This window comes from Phenylobacterium sp. (assembly GCF_016793285.1).
Lineage (GTDB): Bacteria > Pseudomonadota > Alphaproteobacteria > Caulobacterales > Caulobacteraceae > Phenylobacterium.
In genome coordinates this window covers 1-12820 of sequence record NZ_JAEUMO010000029.1, presented here as the reverse complement: position 1 = coordinate 12820, position 12820 = coordinate 1, and the positions used below count along the sequence as shown (strand labels likewise).

The following is a 12820-nucleotide window of genomic DNA, read 5'->3' as shown; positions in this document are numbered from 1 at the left end:
TTCCATACGGGGCGCATCAGGACCGCAGGGGCGGCATGGGAGCCTGGGGCCCGGGTTCGGCATGAGGGTCAGGCGATGACGGCGTCGAAGGGCGGATTTCGCGACGGGCGGTGGCGGCTGGCGATGTGGGGCGGCGCGGCGGCGCTGCTGCTGGCGCCGGCCGTGGCGATGCAGGTCACCGGCGAGGTGAACTGGGGGCGGGAGGACTTCGCGGTCTTCGCCGGCATGTTGATCGGCGCCTGCGGCGCGTTCGAGGTCGCCGCGTGGATGACGCCGCGCCCGGCCTACCGGATCGCCGCCGGGCTGGTCATCGCCGCGATCTTCGTGCTGATCTGGGCCCAGCTCGCGGTCGGCGTCTTCTGAGGTCGGCGGGGCAGGCGCCCGTGACGAGGAGACCCGAGATGGCCGCGCCCTTCGAGACGGTGAATGTCCGCTACATGGTCGACGACGTCGCCGCCGCCGTGGACTGGTACGTCGCATGCTTCGGCTTCGAGGCGGTCATGTCGACGCCGGCCTTCGGGTCGGTGGCGCTGGGGAACCTTCGGCTCCTGCTGAGCGGCAGGGCGAGTTCGGCGGGCCGGCCGATGCCCGACGGACGACAGCCGGAGCCCGGGGGCTGGAACCGTTTCCAGTGGATCACCGACGATATCGCCGCCGACGCGGAGCGGCTGCGGGGACTCGGCGTGAAGTTCCGCAACGAGATTCTGTCGGGCCCGGGCGGCTCGCAGGTGCTGATCGAGGACCCGTCGGGGAACGTGGTCGAACTGTTCCAGCCGGCCGCCAACTGGCAGCCGACCCGCTGACCCCGCTCAGCCGACGAGTTTGAGGCGCGGACTGCTTCCGAAGGCGGGCGGCGGGCACGCCGTGGCTTGGGGCCGCGGCACGGTGGGGTAGCCGATGACGGCGCCCAGCGCGGGGTAGCCGGCGATGGCGTGGCTCGCGAGCTTGCCGCTCATGGTGGCGCCTTCGAAGCTGCCTACGTTCAGTCCCGTGTAGATCCAGTCGCCGGCGAGCGTCAGGTTGTCGAAGCCCGAGCCCCAGGCCTCCATGCGGTGCTTCACGCTGCCGGGCGGCGTGGTGACGTAGCGCTCGGTTGGGTCGATGTTGGCGCGCCAGAACTGGCTGTCGAAGCGCTGCACGCCGCGGATGCCGGGAGAACCGGGCGCGCCGACCTCGCGGGTGTCGACGAGGAGGTCGAAATCGAGGCCCATGGGGTCGCCGATCGGGTTGTTGGCCCGCACGGTCGCCTTGGGCAGCATCGTGCCGATGGAGGCCTGCAGGTACTGGATGCACTGGGCCTTGACCCGCTCGGCCTGGCGGGCCGGATACTCGTGGTCCGAGAACGGCGGCATCGGCTCGTAGTCGGGCATCAGGCCGCAGAAGTACCACAGGGCCCTGGGCCGGTTGTCGGCCGGCCATTCCTCCCACTTCAGCAGGTCGTGGAACTCGGCGTTGCCGTTCGGCGGGCAGAAGTAGGTGCCGGTGATCGGCACCTCGTTCTTGGCCGGATCCAGCTTCTCGGCCCAGCCCAGCTCGTAGAGGTCCTTGGACAGCCAGAGCTGCATGGCCTGCGTCTGCACCGACGGGATGTTGGCGACCATGTCGGCCCAGCGCGGGCTCTCCTGGATCAACTCGTCGCAGAGGAAGGGAACTGCACCCAGCGAGATCGCGAACACCACCTCGTCGAAGTCCGCCCCGCGGCGCAACATCCTGGGTTGTCGCAGGTGGGGGAACTCGGCGCTGGGCCAGGGACACCAGTAGGACTCCAGGTCCTGGCGCAGCGCGCGCATGTACTCGCCCTCGACGAGCTGCTCGTAGAGCGGACGATGGGGCCAGGAGGGCAGGCCCTTCACCTCGATCAGCGGATCGTAGCCCCGGGCCGGATCCTTGAGCGTCGCCTGCAGCGTGAACTCGACCGACTCGATCGAGCGGCGGTCGCGCGGGTCGATGTGCAGCGCGTCGACCTTGTGGAAGAACTCGAACTTCACGCCACGGCGCTTCAGCACCTCGTACATGGGCGCCACGACGGTCTCACCGCTGCCGGCGGCGAAGCTCCACAGGAAGGCCTCGCAGTAGGCGCAGGTGCGGAGCGTCCAGTCGAGGAAGGCGCCGGCCGCCATGCGGGCGGCGCGCGAGGTGTCGCCGTTGGGGCTCTGGTAGCAGATGTTGACCGTGATCATCACGACGGGCGACTTCAGCGTGGCCGCGTCGATGCCGTGGCGGATCAGCCAGTCGGACCAGTTCTCGTCGTCGAGGCCGTCGTAGCCGTTGACCACGACGTTGTCCTCGAGCGCGCCCAGGATCATCGTCGAGTAGAAGTCGAGCGTCATCAGCGCGTGGCGCAGGTCGTCCCAGTGTTCGAGGATGCCCGGCGCGAACTTGTCGATCGTCTTCACGACGCCGGTGATGAGCGCGCGGGCCGTCTTGATCTCGCCCACCAGCGGGTGGTTCGGACCTTCCGAGAGCGGAATCTCGCGGCACTGGTCGGCGGCCTTGCCGAGCAGGGCGTCGATGGCGAGTTCGACGATCTTCGGCACGCCCTTGGCGGCGTCCAGCATCGACTGGACCTCGAAGATGATCGAGGTGATCGAGCTTTCGAGTCCCTTGTAGCCGGACGGGTCGATCGCCGAGTGGCTGTTCTCCGGGAAGCGGGTCGGCCAGGGCTTGAGCCCGCCGTTCTCGTACTCCCACATCATGGCGAAGTTCGAGGGGATGAAGGCCTGGTCGAAGGTCGCGAGCGGGGCGCCGGCCGGCCGGTTCAACTCGGCGTAGACCTCGTGCATCATCGGGATGGCGTTGAAGTAGCTGCCCACGAAGCCGTGGATGCCATGCTCCTCGATCCGCGCGTTCTCGCCGCGCGAGGAGGCGCACTTGCCGCCGAGCCGCCAGCCCAGCTGGTAGACCGTGATGTCGTAGTCGTCGCGCCAGCCGGGTCGGTTCGAGAGGTTGTAGGCGGTCGCAAGACCCCCCATGCCGCCGCCCAGAATCGCCACCTTCTGTGGCTTCTTCGCGCTAGTCATCCCGCATCCCCCAACCTGACGCTTAGGTTGAGTACTGTGGCGATCATAGGTTTTGTTTAGGTTAAGCGCGCCGCCCGGGCGGCGCTGTGTCGCGGACAACTCCGCAGCGGTGGCCGGTGTTCGCCGAAGGTCAGGAACCCGACCAGCCGGCGCCGCGCAGAGCCTCGACGAGACGTTCGGAATCTTCCGGGCGCACGAACGGGTGCCCGGTGCGGAGCGCCTCGAGGGTATAGCCCGGGCCCTCGCCGCCGAGCTGCTCGCGCGCGAGGCGGTCGCCTTCGTCGAGCGCGCGCCGGGCCTGGTCCATCTGGCCGTCGGCGGCGTAGCAGGCGGCCACGAGATAGCAGAGCGAGAACCGCTCGGGCTTGCGCGCGCGGGCGTCGGCGGCGTCGAGGGCGGCGGTGGCGAAGTCGCCGGCCGAGAAGCGCGCCAGCGCCTTGGACCGGAACCAGAGCCAGGCCTGCGGATCGTTGGGGCTCGCGGAGATGGCGCGCTCGCTGTGGGCGATGGCCTGGGCGGACTCGCCCTCGAACGCCATCAGGCGGCCGATCTCGCCCGAGGCCGCCGCGAGGTAGGGGTTGAGCTCCAGGGCGCGGCGCTGCTCGGCCTTGGCCTCGGGCAGCCGGTCCAGGAGCGAGAGCACGACGCCCAGGGTGAAGTGCGCGAACGCGTCGGACTGGCCTGCCGACACGGCCTTCAGGGCGATCCGGTGGGCGTCGGCGACGGCGGCGGTGGGATCGGCGGAGACGCCGCTCCACACGTCGAACAGCCGGCAGTGGGCCAGGATCGAAAGCGCCGAGACGTCCTCGGGCTCGATCTCGAGGGCCTGCTCGAGGAACTGCTCGGCCGCGCGGACGTCCCTGGTGGTCGAGCGCCAGAAATGGCGGCGGCCCTGCACGAAGAGCCGCCAGAACAGCAGGCTGTGCTCGGGGGTCTTGAGCGCCCGCAGTTCCTCCTGCTCGAGGACCGCGGGCTCGACCGTGCCGATGATCGACGCGGTGATCTCGTCCAGCATCGAGAAGAGGTCGGATATCCTGCGGTCGTAGCGGGCCGACCAGGCGCTGGTTTCGTCGACGCCGCGGATCAGGTCGACCGACACGCGGACCGTCCCGCCCAGCGCCCGGACCTTGCCGTCGATCACGTAGTCCACCCCCAGGCGCGCGCAGATGGCCCCGGGCGGGGCGCCCACGACGTCGGAGACCAGCAGTGACTGGCGCGGCGTCACCGACAGGAGCGGGGACTTCGACAGGCCGGCGGTGAGTTCGTCGGCCAGCGCCTCGGCGAACCAGGCCTGGTCCTCGTCGCCGGGCTGGTGGGTGAACTCCAGCACGACGATGCGGGGGCGCGCCTTGCCGGCCGGGCCCGTGGAAGGCTCGAAGGCCGGGCCGGGGCTGCGATCGGCGAGCAGGCGATAGCCCACGCGAGGGATGGTCTCCACGATGAAGGCGCCGCCGCAACTCGCTGCCAGCTTGCGCAGCTTGCTCATCACCAGAGTGATGGAGTCCTCGCCGACGACGCGGCCGTCCCAGCATTCCGCGATCAGGTCGTCGCGGCTGACCACGCCGCCGTCCGCCCGCGCGAGCGTGACCAGCACCTGCATGACGCGGGGCTGGAGGACCTCACGCCCATGGGGGGCCATCACTTCGCGGGTCGGCGGACGCACCTCGAGCGCACCGATGGTGAACCCACTCTCATGGGCAAGCTGCATAGAACTCCAGTCCCGTTTTACCCCGCGAACGGGTCCCTGCGGCCCCGCTCGCCCGCGACCCCCTGACTCGGACGCTCCTCACAACCTAGTGGCGCGCTGCGCCGCAACCAAGGCGGAAAGATCGGGAATTGCTCGGGGAAAGATCGGAACCGCTCCATGTCGGGTCGGAGCTACTCCTGATGATCTTAGACGTGGGTTTCGACCGCATCCGGGGACCCAGGGCAGACCCGACACTCGGCCCTAGGTCCCGGTCCCGACGCCGCCGCCTAGCTCCCGCGGGCGGACTGGCAGACGGATTGCGTCCGGGGGGGCGCCTTGAAGCGTCGAGACCTCTCCCCGGGCTCGCCGGTGCGAGCCCAGCTCGCTCGGCGAGGGGTCTGGAAGGTGGCTGGGGGGTCGCCTTGCAGATTCGATAACCGGCGAGAGCTTGCGGGACCCTAGACCCGTAGGCCCCCTCTGAAGCCCCCGGTCCGCGTACAGGGACCGGGGGTTCTTTTTCGCATACACACGCCTGAGATGTTCCGTGACATCTCGTCGCGTCAAGGGTGCGTCCGTGCGGCGCGGTGGTCTCAGCGGCGAGGGCCGCGCGGCGGCCTGGGACCGCGGTTGCCGGGCGCGGGCTTGCCGGGCGGGCCTTTGCCGTGGGGACGCGGGCCACGCGGAGCCTGGGGCCCCGGCGCGCTGGAGGGATTGATACGGATCTCCCCGGCGTCCGCGGCGGCGCGGACGGCCTCGAGGAAGCGGCCTTCGGCGTCCGGGGCGATCTGGAACTTCGTTTCATGGTCGAAGATGCGGATCAGGCCGATGTCCTTCTTGGTGACGTGGCCCAGCCGGCAGATCAGCGGGACCAGCCACTTCGGGTCGGCGTTCTTCGAACGGCCCACGGGCAGGCGGAACCAGCTCCCGTCGGCGGACTCGATCTGGGCCTGGCGCTCGGGACGGAGCGGCCGGGGCTCGCCGCCGCGATCCGGGCCGCGGTCGGGCAGCATCTCCTCCGGCGCCGGCAGGCGCGAGCGGTAGAGGCGAACCAGGGCCGCGGCGACGGCCTCGGGGCTGCGGTCTGCGAGCAGGCGCTGGGCCAGCTCGACGTCTTCGGCGGTGGGCGTGTCGGTGAGGATCGGGTCCTCCAGCATCCGGGCCTGGTCCCTGGCGCGGATCTCCTCCGGCAGCGGCGGGCCCGACCACTCGGCGTCGACGCCGGCGATCTGCAACAGGCGCTCGGCCTGGCGGCGCTTGGGGTGCGGGACCATGACGACCGAGACGCCCTTCCTGCCCGCGCGGCCCGTGCGGCCGCTGCGGTGGAGCAGGGCGGGCGGGCCGGCCGGCAGGTCGGCGTGGATCACGAGGCCGAGGTCGGGCAGGTCGAGGCCGCGCGCGGCGACGTCGGTGGCGATGCAGGCGCGGGCGTGGCCGTCGCGCAGCGCCTGGAGCGCGTCGGACCGCTCCTTCTGGCTCAGCTCGCCGGAAAGCTGGACGACCGCGAAGCCGCGTTCGCGCAGGGCGGAGTGGAGGTAGCGCACGCGCTCACGGGTGGCGCAGAAGATCAGCGCGCCGGGGCTCTCGAAGTAGCGCAGCACGTTGACGACCGCGTTCTCGATCTCGGTCGGGGCGGCGCGGACGGCGCGGTAGGCGATGTCGCCGTGGCTCTCGTCGCGGCGGATGGTGTCGATACGCACCGCGTCGCGCTGGTAGCGCCTGGCCAATGCGGCGATCTCGCGCGCGATCGTGGCGCTGAACAGGAAGGTGCGGCGCTCGGCGGGCGCGGCGTCCAGGATCTCCTGGAGGTCCTCGCGGAAGCCCATGTCGAGCATCTCGTCGGCCTCGTCGAGGACGACGACCTTGAGGGCCGAGAGGTCGAGGTTGCCGCGCTCCAGGTGGTCGCGCAGGCGGCCGGGCGTGCCGACGACGATGTGGGCGCCGCCGTTCAGGGTGCGCTGCTCGGCGCGGGCGTCCATGCCGCCGACGCAGGTGGCGATGCGCGCGCCGGCCGGGGCGTAGAGCCAGCCGAACTCGCGCGCGACCTGCAGGGCCAGCTCGCGCGTCGGGGCGATGACGAGGGCCAGCGGCGCGGCGGCGCGATCGAACCGCTCGGCCTCGCCCAGCAGGGTCGGCGCGGCGGCAAGGCCGAAGGCGACGGTCTTGCCCGACCCGGTCTGGGCCGAGACCAGCAGGTCGCGGTCGGGCTCGGCGGCGAGGACGGCGGCCTGGACCGGCGTCGGCTCCTGATAGCCCTGCGCGTCGAGCGCGCGGGCGAGGGCGGGATGTGTGGCGGGGAAGGCCATAGGCAAGGTCTCTAACGCGGCGAACGGCGCCTGGCGTCAGGAGTCTGTTCGGATTTGGGGAGTTCGCCACCGGAAGTGGCGCGAGTGACGGGACTCGAACCCGCGACCTCCGGCGTGACAGGCCGGCGCTCTAACCAACTGAGCTACACCCGCGCAATGCCGTCCGGCGCTGCGAAGGCGCGTCTCATATGGGCGGGTCGGAATCGTGTCAACGACTGAGTGCTCGGGGGACCATCCGCCGCACGGATTTGCAGGGACCCGCGGAACGAGGAACGGTGCGGAAGGGTCACGAACGGCCCGGCGCCTCCGCGTTCTCTCGCGTTCCCGCGGTTTGAAGACGGGTGCTACGCGCCGACCGCGATCCACGGCGGCGTCGGCAGGCCGGGGCGCTGATCCTGCTCTCGCGCTGGGTGGCGGAGTACGCCTTCGAACCCGCGCCCGGACACGTCGTGCAGCCCAGGACCGACGTGGCCCTGAGGCCGCTCGGCGGGATGCCTCTGAAGGTTCGTCGGCCGGCTAATTGAGAAGGGTTCGCAACTTCCGAAAAAACCTCCGTTTCGCGCTGCACAAGGCGGTTTGAAACACCGGAATGATCGGTCTAGAAGGGCGCCGCGACTCCCTCCGGAGACTTACGTGAACGACTTCCTGCTCGAGTACCTGCCCATCGTGATCTTCCTGGGGATCGCGGCGGTGCTGGGTATCGTCTTCATCCTGTTCGCCTCGGTGCTGGCGCCCAAGGCGCCCGATCCCGAGAAGCTGTCGTCCTACGAATGCGGCTTCAACGCCTTCGACGACGCACGGATGAAGTTCGACGTGCGATTCTACCTCGTCTCGATTCTCTTCATCATCTTCGACCTGGAAGTCGCGTTCCTGTTCCCGTGGGCCGTGGCGCTGATGAAGCTGCCGCCGGATGCGGCGAAGTACGCCTTCTGGTCGATGATGACCTTCCTGGGCGTGCTGACGGTGGGCTTCATCTACGAGTGGAAGAAGGGCGCCCTGGAATGGGAGTGATCGTTCCCCCGGGTAGCGGCGCGATCGTCCCGGCGGGCTCCGCCGGTCGCACGACCGTCGAAGGCTACGACCCGCAGAAGCATGACCCGTTCTTCGACGGCGTGTCGCAGCGGTTGGCCGACAAGGGCTTCGTGACCGCCGGCGTCGACGACCTGATCACCTGGGCCCGCACGGGCTCGCTGATGTGGATGACGTTCGGCCTCGCGTGCTGCGCGGTCGAGATGATGCAGGCCTCGATGCCGCGCTACGACCTGGAGCGCTACGGCTTCGCGCCGCGCGCCAGCCCGCGGCAGAGCGACGTGATGATCGTGGCCGGCACGCTGGTGAACAAGATGGCTCCCGCGCTGCGCAAGGTCTACGACCAGATGCCCGAGCCGCGGTACGTGATCTCGATGGGAAGCTGCGCCAACGGCGGCGGCTACTACTACTTCAGCTATTCGACCGTGCGCGGCTGCGACCGGATCGTGCCGGTGGACGTGTACGTGCCGGGCTGTCCGCCGACCGCCGAGGCGCTGGTCTACGGCGTGCTGCAACTGCAGAAGAAGATCCGCCGCACCGGGACGATCGTGCGATGAGCTGGCCCGCGAGCGAGAGCGAGCTTTCCAAGCTCGGAAAGGCCATCGTCAAGGAGGCCAAGGGCGTCATCACCGGGTCGTCGGTGGCGTTCGGCGAACTGACGCTGACCGGGCCGGCGGGCCGGGTGGTCGAGGCGCTGACCTACCTGAAGGATGCGCAGGGCTTCCAGCAGCTCATCGACCTCTGCGGGGCGGACTATCCCGAGCGGCCGCTGCGGTTCGACGTGGTCTACCACCTGCTGTCGCTGACGAAGAACCGGCGCGTGCGGCTGAAGGTGCAGACCGACGAGGACACCGCGGTGCCGTCGGTGGTGAGCGTGTTCTCGGCGGCCGACTGGTTCGAGCGCGAGACGTTCGACATGTACGGCGTGTTCTTCGACGGCCACCCCGACCTGCGGCGCATCCTGACGGACTACGGCTTCCACGGCCATCCGCTCCGCAAGGACTTCCCGATGACCGGCTACGTCGAGGTCCGCTACGACGACGAGCTGAAGCGGGTGGTCTACGAGCCCGTGAAGTCGGTCGAGTGGCGCAACTGGGATTTCCTCTCGCCCTGGGAAGGCGTGGAGAAGGGCTTCGCCCCGATCCTGCCCGGCGACGAGAAGGGCCCTGGCGAGAAGACCGGGGACAAGACATGACCGGCGACAACAGCCCCGCGGCGGCCACCGACTTCTACGCGCCCGAGACGCCGGAGACCCCGGTCCGCAAGTTCAACATCAACTTCGGCCCGCAGCACCCGGCGGCCCACGGCGTGCTGCGCCTGGTGCTGGAGCTGGACGGCGAGGTGGTGGAGCGGGTGGACCCGCACATCGGCCTGCTGCACCGGGGCACCGAGAAGCTGATGGAGGCTAGACCCTATCAGCAGACGATTCCCTACATGGACCGCCTCGACTACGTGGCGCCCATGAACCAGGAGCACGCCTACTGCCTGGCGATCGAGAAGCTGCTGGGGGTGACGCCGCCGTACCGGGCGTTGCTGATCCGCACGCTCTACGACGAGATCGGGCGCATCCTGAACCACCTGCTGAACGTGACCACCCAGGCCATGGACGTGGGTGCGCTGACGCCGCCGCTCTGGGGCTTCGAGCCGCGCGAGCAGCTCATGGTGTTCTACGAGCGCGCGTCGGGCGCGCGGATGCACGCCAACTACTACCGCGTGGGCGGCGTGCGGCAGGACCTGCCCGAGGCGCTGGTGCGCGACATCGCCGACTGGTGCGACGGCTTCCCGCGCATCTGCGACGACATCGAAGGCCTGATCACCCACAACCGCATCTTCAAGCAGCGCAACGTCGACATCGGCGTGGTGACCCGCGAGGAGGCCATCGCGCGCTCGTTCTCGGGCGTGATGGTGCGCGGCTCCGGGATCCCCTGGGACCTGCGCCGCAGCCAGCCCTACGCCGCCTACAACGACATGGACTTCGACATTCCGCTGGGCGTGAACGGCGACTGCTACGACCGCTACCTCTGCCGGATGCAGGAGATGCGCGAGTCGACGAAGATCATGAAGCAGTGCTGCGAGGCGCTGCTGAAGACGCCGGGTCCGGTGCTGATCGAGGACAACAAGATCACCGCGCCTCGCCGCGGCGAGATGAAGCGCTCGATGGAGTCGCTGATCCACCACTTCAAGCTGTTCACCGAGGGCTACCGGACGCCGCCGGGCGAGGTCTACGCCTGCGTCGAGGCGCCGAAGGGCGAGTTCGGCGTCTACCTGGTCAGCGACGGGACCAACAAGCCCTACCGCGCCAAGATCCGCGCGCCGGGCTATCCGCACCTGCAGGCCATGGACTGGATGAACCGCGGCCACATGCTGGCCGACGTCTCCGCCATCCTGGGCTCGCTGGACATCGTGTTCGGGGAGATCGACCGATGACCGCGGCCGCCAATCTGAAGCCGGGTGATCTCGCCGCCGGCCAGCTCGACGCCTACAACCGCCAGGACCTGGACGCGCACTGCGCGTTCTTCGCCGACGACGTGGTGGTGGCCGACCTGAACGGCGACGTCACGATCCGCGGCCTGGACGCCTACCGCGCCAAGTACGCCCAGGTGTTCGCCGACTTCCCCCGGAACCGCGCCGAACTCGCCAACCGCATCTGCGTCGGCGACACGGTCATCGACCACGAGCGGGTGTTCCGCGACGGCGAGACCGAGGCCTTCCAGGTGATCGCCATCTACACCATCGCGGGCGGCAGGATCGCCCGCGTGGATTTCCGCAAGTGAGGCCCGCGTGAGCGTTCGTCGTCTCAGCCCCGACCAGCCCGCGAGCTTCGCGTTCGCGCCCGCGACGCTGAAGGCCGCGAAGCAGTGGATGGCCAACTTCCCGGCGGGCCGGCAGCAGTCGGCCATGGTGCCGATCCTGTGGCTGGTCCAGAAGCAGGAAGGCTGGGTGCCCGAGCCCGCGATCCGCGCGATCGCCGAGCTGCTGGGCGTGCCGGTGATCCGGGTGCTGGAGGTGGCGACCTTCTACACCATGTTCATGCTGGAGCCGGTGGGCACGCATGCGCTGGTGCAGGTGTGCGGCACGACGCCCTGCCAGACGCGCGGCTCCGAGGCGCTCATGGAGGTGTGCAAGAGGCGCATCGGGCCCCAGAACCACAAGAGCGCCGACGGCAAATTCTACTGGCAGGAAGTCGAGTGCATGGGCGCCTGCGCCAACGCGCCGATGGCGGCCATCAACGACCGCTACTACGAGGACCTGACGCCGGAAGGCTTCGAGAAGCTGCTGGACGAGTTCGCGGCCGGGAAGACCCCCAAGCCGGGCTCGGAGATCAAGCGGCAGGGCTCGGCGCCCGCGGGCGAACCGCTGACGCTGACCGACAGCAAGCTCTACGACGGGTCGCTGGCCAAGAAGATCACCATACCGAACCTGCCGCCGAAGCCGCCCAAGGCGCCGAAGACGAAGGTGGGGGCATGACCCTGGACGTCGAGACCATCCAGCGGCGGCGCAAGGTGATGATGATCGCCAACGTCGTGGCGGCCCTCGTCGCCGTGATCGGGATCATGCTCTACGCCCAGGGCCAGACGTGGGCGATCGCGATGGTGATCGCCGCCGTGGTCGGCGGCTTCGCCGTCCAACTGTGGTTCATGGCCGCCCTGCGTGGCCGCAAGGGAGACTCCTGACTTGCCCGGTTTGCTGGCCGACAAGGACCGCATCTTCCTCAACATCTACGGCCAGCGCGACTGGGGCCTGGATGGCGCGAAGGCGCGCGGCGCGTGGAACGGCACCAAGGACATCGTGGCCCAGACGCCGGAGTGGATCTGCGACCAGATCAAGGCCTCGGGCCTGCGCGGCCGCGGCGGCGCGGGCTTCGCCACCGGGCTGAAGTGGACCTTCATGCCCAAGCAGGAGAGCGAGCGGCCGCACTACCTGCTGGTCAACGCCGACGAGTCCGAGCCGGGCGCGTGCAAGGACCGCGACATCCTGCGCAACGACCCGCACCTCTTGATCGAGGGCTGCCTCATCGCCTGCAAGGCCATGCGGGCGCACACGGCCTACATCTACATCCGCGGCGAGTACGTGCATGAGCGCGAGCGCCTGCTGGCCGCCATCAAGCAGGCCTACGACGCCAAGCTGATCGGCCCCGGCAACATCCACGGCTGGGACGTGGACGTGCGCGTGCAGCATGGCGGCGGCGCCTACATCTGCGGCGACGAGACCGCGCTGATGGAGAGCTTCGAGGGCAAGAAGGGCCAGCCGCGCCTGAAGCCGCCGTTCCCGGCCGGCGCCGGCATCTACGGCTGCCCGACCACTGTGAACAACGTCGAGACCATCGCGGTCGTGGGCACCATCCTGCGGCGCGGCGCCGACTGGTTCGCCCAGTTCGGCACCGAGAAGTCGACCGGCACCAAGCTGTTCGCTGGCTCGGGCCACCTGAACCGGCCCTGCGTGGTCGAGGACGCGGTCGGCATCCCGCTGAAAACGCTGATCGAAGAGCATATGGGCGGCGTGCGCGGCGGCTGGGGCAACCTGAAGGCCGTCATCCCGGGCGGCATCTCGGTGCGGATGATCCCGGCGGCGGAGGCCGAGGTCGCGGTGATGACCTACGAGGACCTGCAGGCGCGGGGCTCGGGCCTGGGCACCGGCACGATGATCGTGTTCGACAAGGACGCCGACCTGGTGAAGGCCATCGCGCGGGCGGCCTACTTCTACAAGCACGAGAGCTGCGGCCAGTGTACGCCGTGCCGCGAAGGCACCGGCTGGATGTGGCGGGTCATGGAGCGGATGGT

General features: G+C 69.5%; 12 protein-coding genes, 1 tRNA gene and 1 pseudogene. 10 read left to right on the top strand and 4 right to left on the bottom strand.

Features of this window, described 5'->3' with window-relative positions:
* Positions 1 to 75: 75 nt before the first annotated feature.
* Complete coding sequence (locus tag JNL41_RS03370) at positions 76 to 363, top strand: hypothetical protein (protein WP_293472860.1); 288 nt, start codon at positions 76 to 78, stop codon at positions 361 to 363.
* Positions 364 to 401: 38 nt separating this feature from the next.
* Positions 402 to 803 carry a VOC family protein gene (locus JNL41_RS03365; RefSeq protein ID WP_293472859.1) on the top strand — a complete coding sequence of 134 codons (402 nt, stop codon included), beginning with the start codon at positions 402 to 404 and terminating at the stop codon, positions 801 to 803.
* A gap of 6 nt (positions 804 to 809) precedes the next feature.
* On the opposite strand, the gene JNL41_RS03360 is transcribed toward JNL41_RS03365, so the two are convergent.
* The 4 genes and pseudogenes from JNL41_RS03360 to JNL41_RS03345 all read right to left on the bottom strand — a co-directional run bounded on the left by JNL41_RS03360 (position 810) and on the right by JNL41_RS03345 (position 7163).
* A complete protein-coding gene (locus tag JNL41_RS03360) occupies positions 810 to 3020 on the bottom strand; it encodes an NAD(P)-binding protein (protein WP_293472858.1) in 2211 nt (736 codons plus the stop codon).
* Positions 3021 to 3150: 130 nt separating this feature from the next.
* Positions 3151 to 4728, bottom strand: coding sequence for a winged helix-turn-helix domain-containing protein (locus JNL41_RS03355; RefSeq protein ID WP_293472857.1), 1578 nt, complete (start codon positions 4726 to 4728; stop codon positions 3151 to 3153).
* A 674-nt stretch (positions 4729 to 5402) separates the two neighbouring features.
* A pseudogene (locus tag JNL41_RS03350) lies at positions 5403 to 7010 on the bottom strand (DEAD/DEAH box helicase); the annotation flags it as partial.
* A 76-nt stretch (positions 7011 to 7086) separates the two neighbouring features.
* A tRNA-Asp gene (locus JNL41_RS03345) sits at positions 7087 to 7163 on the bottom strand.
* Positions 7164 to 7643: 480 nt separating this feature from the next.
* Here JNL41_RS03345 and JNL41_RS03340 point away from each other — a divergent pair.
* From JNL41_RS03340 to nuoF, 8 genes are all read left to right on the top strand, one after another.
* Positions 7644 to 8021: an NADH-quinone oxidoreductase subunit A gene (locus tag JNL41_RS03340; protein ID WP_293472856.1), complete on the top strand. Its 378-nt coding sequence runs from the start codon at positions 7644 to 7646 to the stop codon at positions 8019 to 8021.
* Positions 7991 to 8596 carry an NADH-quinone oxidoreductase subunit B gene (locus JNL41_RS03335; protein WP_293472855.1) on the top strand — a complete coding sequence of 202 codons (606 nt, stop codon included), beginning with the start codon at positions 7991 to 7993 and terminating at the stop codon, positions 8594 to 8596. The genes JNL41_RS03340 and JNL41_RS03335 overlap by 31 nt, the downstream gene beginning before the upstream one ends.
* Positions 8593 to 9234: an NADH-quinone oxidoreductase subunit C gene (locus JNL41_RS03330; RefSeq protein WP_293472854.1), complete on the top strand. Its 642-nt coding sequence runs from the start codon at positions 8593 to 8595 to the stop codon at positions 9232 to 9234. The genes JNL41_RS03335 and JNL41_RS03330 overlap by 4 nt, the downstream gene beginning before the upstream one ends.
* Positions 9231 to 10466 carry an NADH-quinone oxidoreductase subunit D gene (locus tag JNL41_RS03325; protein ID WP_293472853.1) on the top strand — a complete coding sequence of 412 codons (1236 nt, stop codon included), beginning with the start codon at positions 9231 to 9233 and terminating at the stop codon, positions 10464 to 10466. Before JNL41_RS03330 ends, JNL41_RS03325 begins: the two co-directional genes overlap by 4 nt.
* The gene (locus JNL41_RS03320) at positions 10463 to 10813 is read left to right on the top strand and encodes a nuclear transport factor 2 family protein (protein ID WP_293472852.1); all 351 of its coding nucleotides are present in this window, start codon (positions 10463 to 10465) and stop codon (positions 10811 to 10813) included. Before JNL41_RS03325 ends, JNL41_RS03320 begins: the two co-directional genes overlap by 4 nt.
* Positions 10814 to 10820: 7 nt before the next feature.
* Positions 10821 to 11507, top strand: coding sequence for an NADH-quinone oxidoreductase subunit NuoE (nuoE, locus tag JNL41_RS03315; RefSeq protein ID WP_293472851.1), 687 nt, complete (start codon positions 10821 to 10823; stop codon positions 11505 to 11507).
* On the top strand, positions 11504 to 11713 hold the full coding sequence (locus tag JNL41_RS03310) for a hypothetical protein (RefSeq protein ID WP_293472850.1): 210 nt from the start codon (positions 11504 to 11506) through the stop codon (positions 11711 to 11713). Before nuoE ends, JNL41_RS03310 begins: the two co-directional genes overlap by 4 nt.
* 1 nt (position 11714) lies before the next feature.
* Positions 11715 to 12820: NADH-quinone oxidoreductase subunit NuoF (gene nuoF, locus JNL41_RS03305; protein WP_293472849.1), on the top strand; the 1106-nt coding region annotated here is incomplete at its 3' end.

Bases quoted from the DNA above. Each gene is read 5' to 3' on its own strand.
- JNL41_RS03370 (WP_293472860.1), top strand. From the start codon at position 76: ATGACGGCGTCGAAGGGCGGATTTCGCGACGGGCGGTGGCGGCTGGCG.
- JNL41_RS03365 (WP_293472859.1), top strand. From the start codon at position 402: ATGGCCGCGCCCTTCGAGACGGTGAATGTCCGCTACATGGTCGACGAC.
- JNL41_RS03360 (WP_293472858.1), bottom strand. From the start codon at position 3,020: ATGACTAGCGCGAAGAAGCCACAGAAGGTGGCGATTCTGGGCGGCGGC.
- JNL41_RS03355 (WP_293472857.1), bottom strand. From the start codon at position 4,728: ATGCAGCTTGCCCATGAGAGTGGGTTCACCATCGGTGCGCTCGAGGTG.
- JNL41_RS03330 (WP_293472854.1), top strand. From the start codon at position 8,593: ATGAGCTGGCCCGCGAGCGAGAGCGAGCTTTCCAAGCTCGGAAAGGCC.
- JNL41_RS03325 (WP_293472853.1), top strand. From the start codon at position 9,231: ATGACCGGCGACAACAGCCCCGCGGCGGCCACCGACTTCTACGCGCCC.
- JNL41_RS03320 (WP_293472852.1), top strand. From the start codon at position 10,463: ATGACCGCGGCCGCCAATCTGAAGCCGGGTGATCTCGCCGCCGGCCAG.
- JNL41_RS03310 (WP_293472850.1), top strand. From the start codon at position 11,504: ATGACCCTGGACGTCGAGACCATCCAGCGGCGGCGCAAGGTGATGATG.